This window comes from Leptolyngbya sp. NK1-12 (assembly GCF_032598965.1).
In the GTDB taxonomy this organism is placed as follows: domain Bacteria; phylum Cyanobacteriota; class Cyanobacteriia; order Elainellales; family Elainellaceae; genus Elainella.
The window spans coordinates 1,093,809-1,113,621 of record NZ_CP053586.1 but is presented as its reverse complement, the minus strand read 5'-3'; the positions used below and the strand labels follow the sequence as shown (position 1 = coordinate 1,113,621).

The window sequence follows — 19,813 nt, the reverse complement described above, 5'->3', positions numbered from 1 at the left end:
TTTTTCACGTCTTTATTCACTTATTTTTCACCTGTTTATTTGCCTGTTTATTCACCCCTGGCCGATTCTTGACGGGTTATCGGTTTCCCGCGACCGAGCGATCTGCCAGCTTAGCAAAATCACCGGCAAAATTCCCACCCCTACAATGGCCAAAGCGGGGGCTGCGGCTTCGGCCAAGCGTTCATCTGCCGCCAGACGATACACCTCCACGGCTAGAGTATCGAAGTTAAAGGGACGGACGATCAGCGTGGCGGGCAGTTCTTTCATCACATCCACAAACACCAAAATCATCGCCGTCAGCAGACCGCCAGTCATCAGGGGTACATGAATCCGCAACAGCGTTTGAGTGGAGCCATGTCCCAGGGAGTGAGCTGCATCGTCAAGGTTGGGCTTAATCCGGATCAGGCTGGATTCTACGGTGCTAAACGCGACGGCCAGAAACCGCACTAGATAGGCAAACACTAGCGCCGCAATCGTACCGCTGAGCAGCAATCCGGTAGAGATCCCAAATGTCGAGCGCATCCAGGCGTCAATGGCGTTATCGAGCAGGCCCATCGGAATCAGCACGCCCACGGCAATCACCGAACCGGGAACCGCATAGCCGATCGCCGCCGTTCGCACCGATAGGGTCATCAAGTTACTCGGACGTAGGCGCAATCCGTAGGCCAGAATCAGCGATAGCACCAGGCCAATTGCCGCCGTCAGCAATGCCAGGGTGAGGCTGTTGCGAGCCAGAATCCAAAACCGTTCCCCGAATCGCTCGGTTATTCTAGCGGTGGCCATTTGCAGCAGCACCAGGGCCGGTACCAGAAAGCCCAGCAGCATCGGTAAGCCGCAGGCCAACATCGCCAGTATGGCCCGTCCGCCCTGCAATTGGTAGGGAGACGCTGCCTGATAGCGACTCGTGCTCTGATAGTAGCGAGTTTGTTGCCGTGACCATTGCTCGAGCAGCAGCACCAACAGCACAAAAACCAACAGACAGGCTGCCAATTGCGAGGCCGCAACCCGTTCGCCCATATTGAACCAGGTGCGATAAATCCCGACGCTGAAGGTATCCACCGCAAAAAACTGAACTGTGCCGTAGTCGTTCAGGGTTTCCATCATCACCAGGGCCAGTCCTGCTACGGCAGCCGGTCGAGCTAGCGGCAGAGCCACCCGCAAAAAACTGCGCCAAGGCCCACAGCCTAAAGAACGACTCGCCTCTAGCGTACAGATCGACTGTTCGAGAAACGCCACCCGCACCAATAGATACACATAGGGATAGAGCACCAGGCTCAGCATGGCGATCGCACCTCCCATCGAACGAATCGACGGAAACCAGTAGTCCTGCACGCTTGTCCAGCCGAAGATGGCCCGCAGGCTGGTCTGCACCGGACCATAGAATTCCAGTAGTTCGGTGTAGACATAGGCCAAAATGTAAGCTGGTACAGCCAACGGCAACAGCAAAGCCCACTGCATCATCCGACTACCCGGAAAGCGGCACATCGTCACCAACCAGGCTGTACTGACGCCAATCAGGCCGGTTCCTAAACTGACGCCCAGCACCAACAGCAGCGAATTGCCGATGTAACGTGGTAAAACCGTAGAGGTGAGATGTTGCCAGACCGCACCCGTATCGGCAAAGATACTGCTCAGTACCACCAGCAGCGGCGTCGCAATTAACAGGGCAATCAGCGCCACGCCAAGCGTCCATCCTTGCACCCCTAGCGATTGGAGTGCTTTACGCGGGATTGTGGTGAGAGACGAGAAAACCACTCGACAAAACTCCCAAAAAAAATGTTAATGAGAATATCTTGCAGCCGTCTCTTACTATAAACCTAGACGCTGTAGATTCTCTTGCTGCGATGGTCTATCCTGCTTCTGTTTCATTGACTACATCCGAGGTTCCGTCCGAGCCAATTCTGCGCCTCGATGGCGTGACGCGCCAATTCTCGAACCAAAATCCGCCTGCCGTTCGGGACGTGAGTTTGACGCTGCAGTCAGGCGAATTCCTGAGTTTGCTGGGTCCCTCTGGCTGTGGTAAAACTACACTGCTGCGCCTGATTGCCGGATTTGAGCAACCCCAGCGCGGCACGATCGAGATTGGTCAGCAGTGTGTGGCCGGTTCTGGGCAGTGGATTCCACCAGAAAAACGTGGAGTCGGCATGGTGTTTCAGGATTATGCCCTGTTTCCCCACCTCACCGTCAGCCAGAATATTGCTTTTGGCCTGAGTCAAAAACCGAACGGGATCGTGCAGCAGCGTGTTCAGGAGACTATTGCCCTAGTTGGACTCGAAGGCATGGACAACCGCTATCCCCATCAGCTTTCGGGGGGACAGCAGCAGCGCGTGGCTCTGGCGCGGGCCTTGGCTCCCCATCCGTTTCTGGTGCTTCTAGACGAGCCGCTCAGCAATTTGGATGTACAGGTGCGTCTACGGTTGCGGCAAGAGTTGCGGGATATCCTCAAGGCGGCTCGCACCTCGGCTGTGTTTGTGACCCATGACCAAGAAGAAGCCCTCTCGATTTCCGACCGGGTAGCGGTGATGCGGCAGGGCTGTCTAGAGCAAATTGGTACACCGGAAGCCCTCTATCGTGAGCCGGCCTCTCGGTTTGTGGCCGAGTTTGTCACCCAGGCCAACTTTCTACCCGCGACGCCCAAGGGACCTGTATTTGAAACCCCAATTGGGTGTGTGCCACCGGATCGGGTTGTGAGAGCTGGAGGCGCAGAGTCGGCTATCAGTCAGGCGATTAACTTGATGCTGCGACAAGAGGATCTGCGCTTACATCCCGATGAACAGACTGGCACTGCCACAATCCAGGACCGGCAATTTTTGGGCCGTGAATACCGCTACAGCATTCGCCTTGCCTCTGGACAGGATCTGATCGCCAGAACTCCGGTGGACCAGCGCTTGCCAGTTGGTGCGGCGGTGCGCCCCCAGATTGCCGAAACTGCCGTGCTGCGAGTATTTGCCGCTTAGCTCGGTAAATTTGTCCACAAAACCACGATGGTACCGCTGCGGTCCACCGTGGGCACGAGATTGAGATAGCCGGTGTAGGCTCCCTTGGTGACTTCGTAGAGCAAACCGTTACCGTAGCCGCCCGCTTCCGTTAGAGTAAAATTCTGAGCTTGCAACGAACCTGTCAACCCATCTAGCAACTCTTGCGGCGAACGGCCTGCAACCAATCGCAGCTGACTGCCGGTTTCAGGACGAGGCGTGGTTCCGGCAAAAAACGCTTCAGGCTGGGTCAACTGGGTAGGGTTGACAGAGCCGCTGCTGATGCTATCCAGAATGGCTTCTAGTTCAGCCTTGTGAGTTTCGCTGATTTGAAGTTGATCCAGGCTGACAGGCTGGGGCGTCACCAGATAAATCGTACTGCCCACATCCGAAGACAAAACATTGAGATAGCGAGTTTTATTGCCCTTCGTCAGCTCATAGACCTTACGCCCGGTCTCCTCCAAATCTTCGCGCGGCTTCACCGTATAGCCTTGAGCTTGCAGCGCCTGCTCTAGGGTTTGTCCAGCTGTGCGGAAGTGAGTGCCATCGGTGATTTCATGACAGGTGCCCAAGCCAAAGCAGCCGGTCTGGCTGCCAGTTAATAGAGGTAGATCGGCAAACGGCACCGCCGGTGGTGGCACCGGATCGGGACTCGGTTCAGGCGTTGGGGTAGGAGAAGCAACGGGTGAGGGGCTGGGCTGAGCGACAGGCGGCTTCTGGGTGACAGCAGGCGGACGGGGTGCAGGTTGAAGAGGTTGAGCGACTGACTGAGGCGGCGGTGAGGGACGAACTGCTTGCGGTGAGGGACGAACTGCTTGCGATGAGGGGGTGGGCGTCGGTTTGGGGGTTGCGGTTGGCTTGGGGGCTGGCGGTTGTTCGGGTAAGCGAGTCACGTTGACTTCTACGTCTTGGCGACGGGCTGCATCCAGGCTGGCCTGCTCTGGAAGTGGCAGCAGCAATACCAGCACATGCAGACCGATTGACCCCAGAAGAGCGGGTCGAATCAGCCAGCGCAGTGGCCTGGGAAGCGATTTCAGAATTGGTTTACCCACGTTACCCACGTTACCCACAACCGTACTCACCAACCGTCAAATCTATGCGCTATTGGCTTTGCTGCCCATCAGCAATCCAAGCTGAATACCCCAGAGAATCGAACGAACTGCTGGTAGTTGCAAACGATTCTTAACTGAGTCTAGAGCTTTTTGATAATCGATTGCGAATTGAAATAGGAAAAGTTGATTAAGTCTGAACCCTACTCCATGCTTTACTTAGCTGCCCATGAATTTGGATGTGCTTCTCGCTCGATTGGCTTCAAACAGCCGTTAGAAGCTGTTTGAACAGGACTTGCGCTGGAGCCGCCCCTTTTCTGGGGTGCCCGCAGGGCTACAATCCCCTACGTGGGGACTTTGAACAGCGACGGTTCGGCAAGTCTCCCAGAATACATAGGGGGATGTAGAAGGCTTTTCAAACGATTTTTAGAAGCCATGAAACAACCGCATCACTGAAACAGCAATTCGTCCGGCGTGGAACATTTAGGCTCGTACTGCTTGAGTTTTTGATGTTTTGGCTGCTGCTTTTTCTGACTCCTAAGCATCTCCTAAGCATCTACTCTTAAGCACCAAAATGGCTCGACCCAATGCCCCTGCTCGAATTGACTCGATTAACGCTCAGATAAAATGCAGCCGTGTTTAGCAAAAGTGGTATCCGTTTCGCATCAGTACAGGGATATCAATGTTACGATTGCCTCAAGAGAAGAATAAGAGAAGGATTAGCGCTTCATGTTGCAAGAAGTAGACAAGTCAATATCCGTAGATGGAAGGGATATTCGACTGAAAGTAGGTTTGTTAGCGCCTCAGGCCGGTGGTTCAGTTTTAATCCAGTCAGCAGATACAGCGGTTTTGGTCACAGCTACAAGAGCAGCCGCACGCGAAGGAATTGATTTTTTGCCTTTGTTGGTGGACTACGAAGAAAGGCTATATGCGGCAGGACGAATTCCGGGCGGGTTTCTGCGTCGAGAAGGTCGCCCTCCAGAGCGGGCCACGCTGATTAGCCGTCTGATTGACCGGCCTTTGCGTCCGCTGTTCCCCAACTGGCTGCGGGATGATATTCAAGTTGTGGCGACCACCCTATCGCTCGATGAGCGAGTGCCCCCCGATGTTTTAGCTGTGACCGGCGCTTCGATTGCTACCTTACTGGCTGAGATCCCGTTTAATGGCCCGATGGCAGCCGTGCGCGTCGGCTTGGTTGGCGATGATTTTATTATCAATCCCACCTATCAAGAGATTGAAGCGGGCGATCTGGATTTGGTCGTGGCGGGTTCTCCCGATGGCGTGATTATGATCGAGGCCGGGGCCAACCAGTTGCCTGAACAGGATATTCTCGAAGCGATCGATTTTGGCTACGAAGTGGTGCGCGACTTGATCCAGGCTCAGCGCGATCTGATTGCCGAACTCGGACTTGAACTGGTGAAAGAGCCAGAGCCAGAAGTGGACCTAACCCTGGAAACCTTTATCACCGAACGGGTCACGGAACCAGTCCAGCAGATCCTGCGCCAGTTTGAGCTGGCTAAGCCAGAGCGGGATGCCGCCCTTGATCAAATTAAAGAACAGGTGAGTGAAGCGATTGAATCCTTACCCGAAGAGGATCCAGTGCGGCTAGCTGCCTCTAGCGACCCGAAAGCCCTCAGCAACACCTACAAAGACATCACTAAAAAGCTGATGCGCCGTCAGATTGTGGAGGACGGGGTGCGTGTAGATGGCCGGAAACTCGACGAAGTGCGGACGATCTCCTGCCAGACTGGTTTGTTGCCGTCGCGTGTGCATGGCAGCGCCCTATTTCAGCGGGGGTTGACGCAGGTCATGTCTGTGGTGACGCTGGGCACGCCAGGAGAAGCCCAAGAGCTAGACGATCTGCATCCCGATGTCGAAAAGCGCTACATGCATCACTACAACATGCCGCCCTACTCGGTGGGTGAAACCAAACCTATGCGTTCTCCTGGACGCCGAGAAGTGGGGCATGGTGCCCTAGCCGAACGCGCCTTGATGCCGGTGATTCCGCCGAAGGAAGACTTTCCCTACGTGATCCGGGTCGTCTCGGAGGTGCTGTCGTCGAATGGTTCGACTTCCATGGGATCAGTCTGCGGCTCGACTCTGGCGCTGATGGATGCCGGTGTCCCGATTGCCAAACCCGTCAGCGGCGCGGCCATGGGACTGATCAAGGAAGGTGAAGAAGTTCGCATCCTCACTGACATTCAGGGCATCGAAGACTTCCTGGGCGACATGGACTTCAAAGTAGCCGGGACCGACAAAGGCATCACCGCCTTGCAAATGGACATGAAAATTACCGGTCTGGCGATCCAGGTGGTGGCCGATGCCATTAACCAAGCCCGTCCTGCCCGCATGCATATTCTGGAAAAAATGCTGGCCGCCATCGACAAGCCCAGAGCTAGTTTGTCTCCGTTTGCGCCGCGTCTGCTAACCATCAAGATCGAGCCAGACCTGATCGGCATGATCATTGGCCCCGGTGGTAAAACCATCAAAGGCATCACCGAGCAAACCGGAGCCAAAATCGACATCGAGGATGATGGTACCGTCACCATTTCAGCGGTAGATGGCAGCAAAGCCAAACAGGCCCGCGCCATCATCGAAGGCATGACCCGCAAACTTAGCGCTGGCGATGTCTATGTTGGCAAAGTCACCCGGATCATCCCCATCGGAGCTTTTGTGGAATTCCTCCCTGGTAAGGAAGGCATGATCCACATCTCGCAACTCGCCGACTACCGCGTCGGTAAGGTAGAAGACGAAGTCGCAATTGGTGACGAAGTAATTGTCAAAGTGCGAGAAATCGATAACCGCGGACGCATCAACCTCACCCGTCTCGGCATTCATCCCGATGAAGCGGCGGCGGCCCGTGAGGCTGCAACCCAATAAGTGTCAGGGCTGCGGGTGGCATTTCGTCGAAAAACTGGGGGAGATGGGGGAGATGAGGAAGATGGGGGAGATGAGGAAGATGGGGGAGATGAGGAAGATAGGGAAGGTGTTCGCGTAGCCTGCCCCCACTCGGCAAATATTGCTCCCTATCTCCCCTATCTCCCCTATCTCCCCCATCTCTGCATTCGAGATGTACAATAAGTCAATCCCTGCAGGTCTCTACTGCATTGCCTAGGAAGTTGCGCCTGAACTGAAGCGGGCTAGGCTTCCGCGGGATTTGCCTTATATGCCATTCCCTATGCCATCCAGAGCGCGCGCATGGCAATCTTACACGGTAGCTGGATTCCCAAAATTCAAAGCTCATCAGCAGGTCAACCAGAGGCAGATACGGATCCTTGGGCTGGTTGCTTTTTTCTTTGGGGTGAGACTTGGCGCAGAATTGAGCCAGTGGCATTGCCTAGCCAATCGAGTGCGCAACGGTCTGGTTCCCAATCCAATCCGCAAGATGCGGATTCAGATTCAGCTGCGTCTACCAATCTGCTACAGTCAGCAAGTTCACAAGCAAAAAGTCTACAAGCAGAAAGTTTGCAGGATGAGCAACGCTGGCACTTGACCGACGCGAATCCGCTCAGCCATCCGTTCGTCATGAGTGTGGCTGAGATTAGAAAGTTTCTCCGCACGCTGCATCGGTCGCATCAGATCAATTGGACGGTGGCTGATTTTTCCTTAGATCCTCCCGTGCCGCTGGGCCGTGCTCGCAAGCGCCAGCAGACCCAAATGCTGGAGCCGGCTCTGGATCTGGCCTCGCTACGCTGGCAGACGGTAACCTGCGCCTTACCCACATACCACTTGGAGACCCCTGCCGGTGCCATTTTCTTGCCGCAGCATTCTAGTGCTGAAGTTTTGTCTGATCTGGAGGACGACCAAATTGCCCAAGCAACTTTAGAATTGCAGCCGTGGCAGGTGCAGGGATTGCGGTTAACCGCTCAAGAAGCGATCGAGCTATTACAGTCCCTGCCGTTAACTTCGGTTCAGGATGAACGGCTCTCTTGGCTGGGAGCAGATTTGCGCTTTTGGTCCCATGTAGCTCGCTGGCGCTTAGATTTACTGGCGCGGGGTAAGTTTTTACCTCAGTTAACGCATCAATCCAATGGTGGTTACACAGCCCACTGGCAGGTTTTACTAGACAGTGCGGTGGATCAATCCCGGTTGGAGAATCTAGTCCACCACATGCCGGGAATCTGCCGAACTGATTGGTTCAGCGACCCGTTTAACCCAGACCGCTCTTTGATGGCTGCCGATCCAGCGTCAATCATTCTCGGCTTCCTCAACAGCACCATCGAAGCAGAAGTACGAGCAGCCGCTGCCGCCCAACCGCTGCCCACCGCCCCCCTCCCCAAAGACATTGCCCTACGCGAATGGCTTCAGGCATTAGGACACGAAAAAAACTTCAAAGGCGAAGCACCCCGCCTAGAGCGTCTAGAAGCAGCGCTGCAGCAATGGACTGCACCCGTGCAGCGCCAGTCCCAGCGGCAAATTACGTTTCGGACTTGCTTCTACCTCCATCCCCCCACCAGCGGGCAGGACTGGACCCTGGAGTACTTCCTGCAATCGGTGCATGACCCAGATTTCTTGGTTAGTGCCAGAGTGGTCTGGAATAATCCGGTGGATCGATTGGAGTATATGGGCCGCACGATTGAAGCTCCACAGGAAACCCTGTTGGCCGGCTTGGGCCTAGCATCACGGCTTTATCCAGTACTGGAGCCAAGTTTACAAACGGCCCAACCCCAGTCCTGCCAGCTGAATCCGCTGCAAGTATACGAATTCATTAAAGCCACGGCTTGGCGTTTACAGGACAGTGGGTTTGGCGTCATCCTGCCGCCGAACTTAGCCAATCAGGAAGGCTGGGCCAATCGATTGGGCCTGCGAGTCCAGGCTGAGACACCCAAGCTGGGCAAAAATCAACGGCTCGGTTTACAGAGTTTGCTCAACTTCAAATGGGAGCTAACGATTGGCGGCCAGCGGTTGTCTCGCAGCGAGTTTGATCGGCTAGTTGCCCTGAACACGCCTCTAGTGGAAATCAACGGCGAATGGGTGGAGCTACGCCCGCAAGATATCCGCGCCGCTCAAGCTTTTTTTGAGAGCCGCAAAGACCAGACCTCCCTGTCGCTGGAAGATGCCCTGCGCATTAGTACCGGCGACACCCAGATGATAGAAAAGCTGCCGGTTTTGGGGTTTGAGGCGTCCGGTGCCCTGCAAGAGCTGATCAACACCCTCACGTCCGGCAACCAGAGTGTCGAGCCGATCGAAGTGCCCCAATCGTTTCGGGGCGAGCTGCGGCCTTATCAAGTACGCGGAGCTTCCTGGCTAGCTTTTTTGGAACGCTGGGGATTGGGAGCGTGTTTAGCCGACGATATGGGGCTAGGCAAAACCATTCAGCTCATTGCTTTTATGCTGCATTTGCAGGCCCAAGACCTGCTGGACAAACCAACGCTGCTGGTTTGCCCCACCTCGGTGCTGGGCAACTGGGAACGAGAGATCAGGCGATTTGGTCCCAGCATCAAAGCCATTGTGCACCACGGCGACCGCCGCCCCCAGGGCAAAGCGTTGGCCAAAGCTGTGCAAAAGCAGCACTTGGTGATTACCAGCTATTCCCTCGTTCACCGGGATCTGAAAGCGTTGCAAACTGTGAGTTGGCAAGGAATTGTGCTTGATGAAGCCCAAAACATCAAAAACGCCGACGCGAAGCAGTCCCAGGCGGTGCGGCAGCTCGATGCCCAGTTTCGCATTGCCCTTACCGGTACCCCGGTTGAAAACCGGCTGAGCGAGCTTTGGTCGATTATGGACTTCCTGAATCCGGGCTATTTAGGACCCAAGAATTTTTTTCAGCGCCGCTTTGCCATCCCAATTGAACGCTACGGTGATACCGCTTCCCTCAAAACCCTGCGCTCTCTGGTGCAGCCCTTTATTCTACGCCGACTCAAAACCGACCGGACAATTATTCAGGATCTGCCAGAGAAGCAGGAGATGACCGTCTTCTGTGGTCTGTCTGCCGAGCAAGGAACACTCTATCAGCAGTTGGTCGATCAATCTCTCGTTGAGATCGAATCGGCTGAAGGTATCCAGCGGCGGGGCATGATTTTGGCTCTCTTGACTCGCCTCAAACAAGTTTGCAACCATCCATTGCTGTTCCAGGAAGACACGTCCTTAGAGCAGACCAACCTCTCCGACTTTCGGCTGGCTTCCGGCAAACTGCAACGGCTCGAAGAAATGCTGGAAGAGCTACTGCTAGAAGGTGACCGCTGTCTGATCTTTACCCAATTTGCCGAGTGGGGTAAGCTGTTGCAACCCCACCTAGAACGCACCTTTAACCGGGAGGTGATCTTCCTCTACGGCAGCACCTCGAAAAAGCAGCGCGAAGAGATGATCGACCGCTTCCAGAATGATCCGCAGGGACCCCGCATTTTTATCCTGTCCCTAAAGGCGGGTGGTGTGGGCCTAAACCTAACGCGAGCAAATCACGTCTTTCACTTTGATCGCTGGTGGAACCCGGCTGTTGAGAATCAGGCCACCGACCGTGTCTTCCGCATCGGCCAAACTCGCAATGTCCAGGTGCACAAATTTGTCTGCACCGGCACTTTAGAAGAAAAAATCCACGAGCTAATCGAGAGCAAAAAAGCTCTATCAGAACAAGTAGTGGGCGCGGGCGAAACCTGGCTTACCGAACTGGATACCGATGCCCTGCGTAACTTGTTGCTACTGGACCGCGCTGCGGTGATTGACGATGAAGACAACTAGCAAAACAATTAGCAAGACAACTAGCAGTTCCCAAAGAAAAAAGGGCATCCACGCTTGATGCCCTAATTCTGACCTATGATCCTAAACCAATGATTGATACGTTTTAACTGCCAACCAAGGATGAAAGTTAGATTGATCACATCATAGGTAGCTGCATCCGTAGAAACAAGGGAGAATTGTTCGACTTTACTAAAACAACACAAATTTACTGCTAGTTTTTAACGAGTGTCCATCATTTCTCCTGCACCTCAGCTCTCCTGTACCTCAGCCGATATGTCACCAGCCGATCAGATTATTGTGCCTTTAGATGTTCCTACGGAAGCTGCTGCCCTAGCCCTCCTCGACCAACTGCCTCAGGTGACGTTTTGGAAGGTGGGCCTAGAGCTATTTGTCGGTAGCGGAGCGAGAATTTTAGCGATTCTCAAAGAACGGCAAAAAAAAGTCTTCCTCGACCTTAAGTTTCACGATATTCCCAACACCATGGCCGGAGCTTGCCGTTCTGCTGCTCAGTATGGTGTCGAACTACTCACGGTGCATGCTGCTGCCGGCCAAACAGCGTTACAGGCAGCCCAAGCTGCTGCGGTCGCAGGGGCAATGGCTAGTAACGTAGAGCCGCCCAATCTGATTGCGATTACCGTATTGACCAGCCTAACGGCCCGCGCTTTAGCCTTGGAACTGAAGATTCCCCTAGAGCTGAACGATTATGCCCTACAAATGGCTCTATTGGCTCAGGCCAGCGGTTTAGCAGGTGCTGTCTGCTCACCTCAAGAAGTGGCACAGCTTCGTAGTATCTGTGGCGAGGAGTTTTTGTTAGTCTGTCCGGGTGTGCGTCCCACTTGGGCTGAGAAAGGTGACCAACAGCGGGCCATGACCCCGGCCGCCGCTCTAAAAGCAGGAGCTAATTACCTGGTGATTGGTCGCCCTATCACTACAGCAGCTGACCCAGCGGCAGCATTCGAGCGCATCTCAGCAGAATTGCTGTGATTACAGTCATTCACCTAGGTGATCTATAGAGAAAGTACGGAGAGCGATATCAAAAGATTTTCATAAGATCTAGAGATATCAACTATTACTTTTCCGTGCAGCGTCCTTATTTTGGGATTACTTTCGGAAATCACCAGTAGCGTGTTGATTCTCTTGTATAAAGCTTGTATAGAGCTTAAAAGGCGCTACTTGCCGTTTTAATTATCTGACTTAAATTAACTGACTTAATGCTGACTTTTTACTTCCCCGATTCCAGTTGCGGTCAAATTTATAGAGCCGTAATCCAGGGAAGCGTTTATCTATACTTAGTCGCCTCAAATACTCTTAGGTTAGGTGCACCGTTCAGCAAGCTCAGGCAGGGTTTAGGAAAAACTCACCTCGGTCTCTCAACGGATTTGCCGTGAAGCCCGCATCTATCTCTTCGCATTATTCACCTTAAGCTCATCACTCGCCTTAATTTTAGGTTAATTTTCACGTCTCTGTTCTAGATCTAGCTTTATGGTGTAGGTCATCTAGCGCTTGCGCTGCGCGAAACCCATTGCTATTCTCCCCGTCCCTATGCACTTGCCAATTCGACTCGCTGCTCTGATGCCTGATACGGCGCTTAATCCAAAACCGCCTAAAAGTATCCCGCTGTTGCTGATCCTGGTGTTCCCCTGCCTGTTACAGATGTTGACTACGGTGGGAGTGATTGGGCTGCTATCATTGCAAAATCAGCAAACGAACGATCTGGATCATACGCTGATCACTTTAATGCTGTGCCTGCTCTCGGTGAGCGTCACTCTGGCTATGGTGCTTTACCTCAGCCGTAAGTTGGCCGGGCCGATTTTGCGTTTAAGCGAAGCCAGCCGTAGAATTGCCCAAGGTGAATGTCAACTGGTTGATGTGGGGCGGGTAGAAGAATTGGCAGTTTTGGCAAAGTCCTTTAACCAAATGTCTCAGGAAATTCAGCAGTCACGCCGCAAGCTAGAGGATTACTCTCAGTCTTTAGAGCAGAAAGTGCGGGAACGAACCGAGGCACTAGAGCAAGAAATTCAGCGATGCACTGCGATTGAAGTTGTACTGCACGAGGCTAATCAGGAATTAGAGCGGTTGGCGTTTATGGATGGGCTGACTCAGGTTGCCAATCGTCGTCATTTTGATGACCGTTTAAATCAAGAATGGTGGCGGCTCAAACGCAAACAGGCTCCCCTTTCTATTATTCTTTGCGACATCGATTTCTTTAAGCAATATAACGACACCTATGGGCATCAAGCCGGAGATGAATGTCTGCGTCGAGTCGCAAATGCTTTGATCAAAGCGGCTGCACGTCCGGCGGATCTAGTAGCCCGCTATGGCGGTGAAGAGTTTGCTCTGATTCTGCCCGATACGCCAGCCCTAGGAGCAATTCAAGTTGCCCGCAAAATTCAGACTGTGATTAGACAGCTCCAGATTTCCCATCAGGGTTCAGCGGTCAGTCCCTACGTGACGCTGAGTGTTGGCATTGCTAGTACCGTACCTCACTCCAGCAGTTCCCTGAACCAGCTGATCCAGAGTGCCGATAGCGCCCTTTATCGGGCAAAATCAAGAGGACGGAATTGCACGGTGATCAATCGCCTTTCTCTAGGGGAATGCGATCTGCGCCTCGCTTAAGCAACCCCAGCATGCGTACCAGCAACCCAGCATATCGCTTCACTCTAATCCTCCTAGCCTTAGTCAGTGCCTGGGGACCTGCATCGGCTGCCGCTCAAACGCAATTTGCTTCCTCCACTCCTGCTTCCACCCCCATCCGCCCTAAGATAGAGTGTCCCAACCGGCTCGAAGCCTTGATACCGCTGCTGCTGCGCGATTTGCCTAGCTATGCCAATCGAGTTAGCCAACGGGCCTATACTGAGCATCGCACCCGTGAACGCCCCGGCTACGTTCTGCTAGCGGGCAATCCAGAATACGAGCCACTCACCCTCAAGGCTGGAGAATATCAATCGGCCACCGAGAGCGAAGTGCCGCAGGTTTTCTTCACCACGCTAGAGCGACAATACTTTTCGGGAGAAGCCTTTCAATTACAGCACTACCATTGGCTCTTTCTGGCACAAACCGAAAATAGTTGGCGGTTTGTGCTCATGCTTTCGACAGTGGGCAATTACCCTGGTGACGAACCTCCGACCCCACCCCGCGACAGCAGCCAAGGCGTGATTGCCCAAGCGATTCGCCTCTGGTTGAGAGATTGCCAGGCCGGCAGCATTGATTCATAAATTTAAAGATTGATTTTGATTAATTTCCAGACTAGAAGTGGTGCAACATCATTGCCCGCTTCAGCAAGATCTGATTTGATTTTGGTACTCGGTTTTTTTGGAGACAGTGGTGTGAGTACTAAACAAACCCGATCGTGTGCCTTATCCCTGGCTATTCCACCTGGTTGGACGCCTGTTTTAACGGCTTTGTTAGGAGTTGGGCTGCCCTTAGTTTTCGTAGACAAGAGCAACGCTGAACTGCCCATTCCAAAGCCAAGCGTTTTGTACTATAGCTGGGAAACAGCGCCATCAGGTGCAACCTCAACTGATCGGATTCTGACTGATACTCCGGCTGAACTTGATGCTGCCCCTGAATTAGCGCCGGCTGAAACCGCCTCTGAGACGGATTCAACGATTCGCGAACCATTGCCCATTGATTTTTCCACAGACGCACCTTTACCAGATGCATCCCTACCAGATGTACCGTTATCAGACGCACCCTTACCAGATGCCTCTTCCAATTCAGCTGCTGATCTAACCGCTCCTGAGACTACCTCTCAAACTCCGCCCGCGTCCCGACCAGAGGAAGATTCTGAACCAGAAACAGCCGAGCCTCCTGTACAAGTAGAATTTACTCCTGCTGGCCCAAGTCTACTTTTTGATGGCATTGCTCCTGCCGGATCTGGACAGACAATCACCGATATTGAAGTCAGATTTTTCAGAAGAGATGGTGAAATTTTTGAGGGCCATACCCGCCCTTCCGTATTTTTACGGGAATTTGATCTGGAACCAGGCACACCGTATGACGAAGTATTAGCGCAACAAGGGTTAGATCGGCTTTCACGGATGGCAGTCGTCCGATCTGCTGGGATTGAACTGGAACCTGCCGCCAATCCTGATGAAGTGGTCATGGTGATTTTGGTGGAAGAGCGAAGCCCTATCGTGTTAGGGCTGTATTCGGTCAACCCCTCTCCCTCGGCGCTGGAAGGCCCGTTTCAGCAGAATCCAGCGTTGGGCCAAGGCCCTGACGAAAACACAGGGCTATCTGCCGACGGTAGCGTCAGATTTTTAAATTTGGGCGGCAATGATCAAGAGCTAACCTTGCAAATCCGAGGAGGGGTGCAGGTATTTGACACCGAGTTGGTATTTCGGGATCCGTGGATTGGCAACGATCCTACCGGCATTTCCTTTAACATCTTCAACCAGCGCTCGGTGCAGCGAGTCTTTGCAGGTGGTGCTCGCGATGTGGATTTGCCGAACCGCAACACGCCTTGGGTGCACCGGTTTGGCGGCGGTATAGAGGTGTTTCGGCCAGTGGCTACCGACCTAACTCTGGCACTGGGAGTCAACTATCAGCAGGTGTCGATCCATAATTCCGCCTTTGAACGTGACACCTTCGACCGGGATCAACTGGGCGAACGGCTGATTGTCGGCTCTGATTTTGACGAGCTACTAACCGTTCAGTTTTCCGGCGAACTGAATCGGCTGGACAACCTCGATCGACCGCTTGATGGCGACCGGCTTCGGTTCGGAATTGACCAAGCCATACCGATTGGGGCTGCCAGTATCACCTACACGCGCCTTAGCGCCAACTACACCCACTTCCTCCCCCTCGATCTATTCGGTTTTGCAGAAGGACCCCGGACACTCGTGTTCAATGCCCAAGCAGGGGCTATGTTTGGCGATGTGCCGCCCTACGACGCCTTCAGTATTGAGGCGGGGCCGCTGGGTAGCTATGCCGGAGATGGTCTGGCTTCGGGCAGTCGATTTGCCCTCGTGGCAGCCGAATACCGCTTCCCAATTATCAACTTCGAGCTACTGCGGCGCGATGTGAATTTGGGTGGCGCTATTTTTAGCGGTTTTGCTTCTACGTTGGGGTCTGCCGATGACGTGATTGGCGAGCCTTCTGTGAGTCGGCGCAAACCAGAAGACGGCTTTGTCTTTGGCCTGGGATTACGAGCTGACACTGATTTGGGCTTATTCCGGCTCGAATTCAGCATTAACGACGATGGAGCCAGTCAGGTCGTACTGACCGCCGGAGAAAAATTCTAGATGGCTCTAGGGCCTAATCTGCATCTGCGCTGGCTTGCTGAAGTTGATCCAACTTGGTGCGCACTGCCTGAATATCCTGCCACATTAACCACTTGGGACTGCCCTTCTCTCGCGAAGGGTTCCGCAGCAAATAGGCTGGGTGGAACACCGGCATACAGAGCCGTCCTTCCCACTCGATCCACTCCCCTCGGATTTTGGTAATGCCGCGTTTGTCACCGATCAACCCTCGGACCGCTGATGCTCCTGATAGCAGGATGATCTGTGGATCAACCATGCGAATCTGCTCCAACAGATAGGGACGGCAAGCATCCATCTCATCCTGCGTAGGAGTACGGTTACCAGGAGGGCGACATTTTACAATGTTGCAGATAAAAACGTCCGCCTCGGTCAGCTTTACCGACTCTAAAATCTTGTCGAGCAACTGTCCAGCTTTGCCGACAAAGGGTAATCCTGTTTCATCCTCGTTCTGGCCTGGTCCTTCTCCCACAATCAAAATCGGTGCTTGAGGGTTGCCTCGCCCCACTACGGCATAGGTGCGGGTGGCCCCTAGGTCGCAGCGGTGGCAGCGGTTGCAATGCAGCGACATTTCTTCCATTGATCCATAGGTTCCAGGGAGAACAGGCACTTTGGCACTGGTGGGAATTAACTCTGGATCGAAATTTGGGTCAAGGGCTGCGGCAGGTTTCGGATTGACAGCAATCGCGCTGAACAGATCCATTTGGTCGTCTTCTGTAGCCATGAGTCGTTCTGGGCAAGCAGTTACAGTGTGCAGTTAATGTGCAGTTACAGGTTAAGGGTAAGGTAATAAACAGCTATCACAATCTAGATCTTTGCGGTCCAGCGTGGCATCGCCATTAAGGCATGTATATTAGACTATTTCAACAAAATCTGTGCCAACTACTTCAAGACAGAACCAAACGGAGCCAAACCTCAAGAGTAACTTGAATATCACTCAATCTCTTTATAGCTATAAATAGAAAAAGCAAGGTTCGGTGTTGTCTCGGATGTTCCGCCCATGTGGGTGATTTATGATGCTTGCAACAAAAAACCGACAGTTTCCAAAAAGGACCCTGTCGGCAAGTCGTGTGTTCCCTGTTGATGACTCGGCTAGAGTTGAGTCTCCTTAAGTATGCTAGGTCACTGGGTTAAAGATGGCGATTTAAATCACGGTCTTCTTGTGATCCTGATCACTCTACATGGGGTTTATTCCTGGTACCGGCACTTGGGTTAGGAGGAAGGTAGGGAAGTTTTTACAGAATTTGTGCTCAACTTCAACCCAGTGATTAAGATGGAGAGTTAATTCAGCTACCGGTTTTTTCCATCTTTCCCATCGCTTCGGCTCCTACATGACTGATCCTTCTGTACCAACTCCCGTAACCTCGATTCCCCAAGCTACAGAGTCTGTTTCTGTGCCTCAAGTGCGTTTTAGAGGAGAGGGAGGCAAGCTGTTGTTGCTGCTACCGCCCGAGCGCGAGATGACTACTCCCACCGCCGCTTGGACTGATCTTTGGCAGCAGTTGAAGCAGCGCCTGAATGCCGCCGAGCGCTTTTGGCAAGCAAACACGCCTGTGCACTTGATTGCTCGTGATCGGTTGTTGGATGCGCGTCAACTCCAGGCCATAGCAGATGCCCTGACGGATGCTCAGCTTCAGCTCAAGCGGGTCCATACCACTCGTCGCCAAACAGCTGTGGCCGCTGCTACAGCTGGTTTTTCTGTGGAGCAGCAACCGCCGATTGTGCATCTAAACCAAGAGGAGTCTGGTCAGGCTCTGGCCGAACCGCTCTACATCGAAACGACGGTGCGGTCTGGGGTGGAAATTCGCCATCCTGGTACCGTGATTGTGCTAGGCGATGTGAATCCGGGCAGCTCGATTGTGGCAGACGGAGATGTGTTGGTCTGGGGTGCATTACGGGGCGTGGCACAGGCGGGTGCAGCCGGGAATAGCCGCTGTTTAATCCTGGCTTTGCGCATGGAGCCAACCCAGATCCGGATAGCTGACTTTATGGCGCGTGCCCCCCAAACTCCACCGGATCAGTATTGGCCTGAAGTTGCCTATGTAACTGGTGATGGTATCCGCATTGCTAAAGCCTCTGACTTTTCACGTGAGGCGCTTTTAGAATAGGTGTCCAGAATAGGCGTCTCTTTGCCCGGGAGTAACGGTTGGGTTGTGCAATTCAGTTGAGATTCAGTTGAATGAGTCCTATCTCTATAACCCCTCTTGTCAAATCGAGCCATCTGGCAAACTAGACTGGTCTGGCAGCAAAACCAAATAACGTTGGCTTGTCTGATGCAGTCAACCGTCTTCTACACTTAAGCCTTAAAATTCATTTGTTCTCATTTTTTCAGCCTCATGAGTCGCATTATTGTTGTTACATCGGGTAAGGGAGGAGTGGGTAAAACCACGACAACTGCAAATCTGGGTATGGCATTAGCTCAGCGTGGCCATAAGGTTGCAGTCGTGGACGCTGACTTTGGCTTACGCAACCTCGATCTGCTGCTCGGCTTAGAAAACCGCATTGTTTACACGGCCGTTGAAGTGCTGGCCGGCGAGTGCCGTTTGGATCAAGCCCTCGTGCGTGATAAACGCCAGCCCAACCTGGCCCTGCTGCCCGCAGCCCAAAATCGCACCAAAGATGCCGTTACTCCTGATCAGATGAAGCGCTTGGTTGCTGCCCTAACTAAAGCCTTTCACTACATCTTGATTGACTGTCCGGCTGGCATTGAAATGGGTTTTCAAAATGCGATTGCCTCGGCCCGTGAAGCAATTATTGTCACCACTCCCGAAGTGGCTGCTGTGCGCGATGCGGACCGGGTTGTAGGACTGCTAGAAGCCAACGATGTGAAACGGATGTATTTGATCATTAACCGGCTCAGACCTGCCATGGTTGAACAGGACATGATGATGTCGGTGAAGGATGTGCAAGATATTTTGGCCATTCCGCTCTTGGGTGTGGTTCCTGACGATGAGCGAGTCATTGTATCGACGAACCGAGGTGAGCCGCTGGTTTTGGCCGAAAATCCATCCTCGGCTGCCACTGCCTTTAGCAACATTGTGCGTCGCTTAGAGGGAGAAAAAGTGCCTTTTATGGATTTATCCGCGCCTCCTGACGACTTTTTCTCGCGGATTCGTCGTTTTTTTCAAGGCCACAAGCCATAATTCTTTTGTCGGGGATTTATTATCTGCCAGGGTAAATTGATCTCAGCCTCATGCCTTTTCTTCAACAATGCTCCATGTTAACCGAACTACTTGACCGAATTTTCTCTCGTAACAAGAAAGAGAATAGTCGCGCTTCTGCCAAACGCCGCTTACAGATTGTGCTAGCCCACGATCGAACGGATCTGTCCCCGGCCACTGTGGAAAAGATGCGGCAAGAAATTCTAGAAGTAGTGTCTCGCTACGTGGAGATTGATACCGAAGAATCGGAGTTTTCCCTCGAAAGCGACCAGCGAACTACCGCTCTGATTGCTAATTTACCGATCCGCAAAGTCAAAGAGGGAAAGGAGGTGACGGTAGATGTCGAGACCTTGCCACCCGTAGCTGCAACCGAAGAGGTTTTGGAACTCGACTCGGCGGAGCTACCGACTGAGGAACTAGATGTTTCTACCAGCAATTTGAATTCATTGATCGAGCCGTATACTGCCCCGTCTGAATCCAGGGCCAAACCAGCTACCGCACCTCTTGGGACCGCTATCAGCGGCCCGGAGCCTCTAGTAGGTGGGGGTTCCATAGATACCTCAGATACCTCCTCGACAGACACCCCCTCGACAGACACCGCAGACCCTGACCCGCTCAACCCAACCCCTACAAATGGTGATAGCCTGCCAACTGATGCCAACCCATCTAACCCGAACAAACCCTAATTC

General features: G+C 53.2%; 14 protein-coding genes. 11 read left to right on the top strand and 3 right to left on the bottom strand.

Going from position 1 to position 19,813, the window contains the following annotated elements; genetic code table 11:
- Positions 1-51: 51 nt before the first annotated feature.
- On the bottom strand, positions 52-1,755 hold the full coding sequence (locus tag HJG54_RS04165) for an iron ABC transporter permease (RefSeq protein WP_316433529.1): 1,704 nt from the start codon (positions 1,753-1,755) through the stop codon (positions 52-54).
- A gap of 89 nt (positions 1,756-1,844) precedes the next feature.
- On the opposite strand from HJG54_RS04165, the gene HJG54_RS04160 reads away from it, so the two are divergent.
- Positions 1,845-2,957: an ABC transporter ATP-binding protein gene (locus tag HJG54_RS04160; RefSeq protein ID WP_316433528.1), complete on the top strand. Its 1,113-nt coding sequence runs from the start codon at positions 1,845-1,847 to the stop codon at positions 2,955-2,957.
- On the opposite strand, the gene HJG54_RS04155 is transcribed toward HJG54_RS04160, so the two are convergent.
- Positions 2,954-4,057 (bottom strand): hypothetical protein, encoded by a 1,104-nt coding sequence (locus tag HJG54_RS04155; RefSeq protein WP_316433527.1) that lies wholly within the window; start codon positions 4,055-4,057, stop codon positions 2,954-2,956. The genes HJG54_RS04160 and HJG54_RS04155 overlap by 4 nt on opposite strands.
- Positions 4,058-4,756: 699 nt before the next feature.
- Here HJG54_RS04155 and HJG54_RS04150 point away from each other — a divergent pair.
- From HJG54_RS04150 to HJG54_RS04120, 7 genes are all read left to right on the top strand, one after another.
- Positions 4,757-6,904, top strand: coding sequence for a polyribonucleotide nucleotidyltransferase (locus tag HJG54_RS04150; RefSeq protein WP_420717380.1), 2,148 nt, complete (start codon positions 4,757-4,759; stop codon positions 6,902-6,904).
- A gap of 15 nt (positions 6,905-6,919) precedes the next feature.
- The gene (locus tag HJG54_RS04145) at positions 6,920-7,105 is read left to right on the top strand and encodes a hypothetical protein (RefSeq protein WP_316433525.1); all 186 of its coding nucleotides are present in this window, start codon (positions 6,920-6,922) and stop codon (positions 7,103-7,105) included.
- Between the two features lie 117 nt (positions 7,106-7,222).
- Positions 7,223-10,702 carry a DEAD/DEAH box helicase gene (locus tag HJG54_RS04140; RefSeq protein WP_316433524.1) on the top strand — a complete coding sequence of 1,160 codons (3,480 nt, stop codon included), beginning with the start codon at positions 7,223-7,225 and terminating at the stop codon, positions 10,700-10,702.
- Between the two features lie 225 nt (positions 10,703-10,927).
- Positions 10,928-11,686 carry an orotidine-5'-phosphate decarboxylase gene (gene pyrF, locus HJG54_RS04135; protein WP_316433523.1) on the top strand — a complete coding sequence of 253 codons (759 nt, stop codon included), beginning with the start codon at positions 10,928-10,930 and terminating at the stop codon, positions 11,684-11,686.
- Positions 11,687-12,244: 558 nt separating this feature from the next.
- Positions 12,245-13,318, top strand: a complete 1,074-nt coding sequence (locus tag HJG54_RS04130; protein WP_316433522.1) for a diguanylate cyclase domain-containing protein — start codon at positions 12,245-12,247, stop codon at positions 13,316-13,318.
- An 11-nt stretch (positions 13,319-13,329) separates the two neighbouring features.
- Positions 13,330-13,917, top strand: coding sequence for a hypothetical protein (locus tag HJG54_RS04125; protein ID WP_316433521.1), 588 nt, complete (start codon positions 13,330-13,332; stop codon positions 13,915-13,917).
- Positions 13,918-14,028: 111 nt separating this feature from the next.
- The gene (locus HJG54_RS04120) at positions 14,029-15,948 is read left to right on the top strand and encodes a BamA/TamA family outer membrane protein (RefSeq protein ID WP_316433520.1); all 1,920 of its coding nucleotides are present in this window, start codon (positions 14,029-14,031) and stop codon (positions 15,946-15,948) included.
- A 13-nt stretch (positions 15,949-15,961) separates the two neighbouring features.
- On the opposite strand, the gene HJG54_RS04115 is transcribed toward HJG54_RS04120, so the two are convergent.
- Positions 15,962-16,687: a uracil-DNA glycosylase gene (locus HJG54_RS04115; RefSeq protein ID WP_316433519.1), complete on the bottom strand. Its 726-nt coding sequence runs from the start codon at positions 16,685-16,687 to the stop codon at positions 15,962-15,964.
- Positions 16,688-17,294: 607 nt separating this feature from the next.
- Here HJG54_RS04115 and minC point away from each other — a divergent pair.
- From minC to minE, 3 genes are all read left to right on the top strand, one after another.
- The gene (minC, locus tag HJG54_RS04110; RefSeq protein ID WP_316433518.1) at positions 17,295-18,071 is read left to right on the top strand and encodes a septum site-determining protein MinC; all 777 of its coding nucleotides are present in this window, start codon (positions 17,295-17,297) and stop codon (positions 18,069-18,071) included.
- Positions 18,072-18,299: 228 nt separating this feature from the next.
- Complete coding sequence (gene minD, locus HJG54_RS04105; RefSeq protein ID WP_036002060.1) at positions 18,300-19,106, top strand: septum site-determining protein MinD; 807 nt, start codon at positions 18,300-18,302, stop codon at positions 19,104-19,106.
- A gap of 74 nt (positions 19,107-19,180) precedes the next feature.
- Positions 19,181-19,810, top strand: coding sequence for a cell division topological specificity factor MinE (gene minE / locus HJG54_RS04100; protein WP_316433517.1), 630 nt, complete (start codon positions 19,181-19,183; stop codon positions 19,808-19,810).
- Positions 19,811-19,813: the final 3 nt, after the last annotated feature.

Coding starts and splice junctions, on each gene's coding strand:
- HJG54_RS04160 (WP_316433528.1), top strand. CDS start 1,845: ATGGTCTATCCTGCTTCTGTTTCATTGACTACATCCGAGGTTCCGTCC.
- HJG54_RS04140 (WP_316433524.1), top strand. CDS start 7,223: ATGGCAATCTTACACGGTAGCTGGATTCCCAAAATTCAAAGCTCATCA.
- HJG54_RS04130 (WP_316433522.1), top strand. CDS start 12,245: ATGCACTTGCCAATTCGACTCGCTGCTCTGATGCCTGATACGGCGCTT.
- HJG54_RS04125 (WP_316433521.1), top strand. CDS start 13,330: ATGCGTACCAGCAACCCAGCATATCGCTTCACTCTAATCCTCCTAGCC.
- HJG54_RS04115 (WP_316433519.1), bottom strand. CDS start 16,687: ATGGCTACAGAAGACGACCAAATGGATCTGTTCAGCGCGATTGCTGTC.
- minC (WP_316433518.1), top strand. CDS start 17,295: ATGACTGATCCTTCTGTACCAACTCCCGTAACCTCGATTCCCCAAGCT.
- minD (WP_036002060.1), top strand. CDS start 18,300: ATGAGTCGCATTATTGTTGTTACATCGGGTAAGGGAGGAGTGGGTAAA.
- minE (WP_316433517.1), top strand. CDS start 19,181: ATGTTAACCGAACTACTTGACCGAATTTTCTCTCGTAACAAGAAAGAG.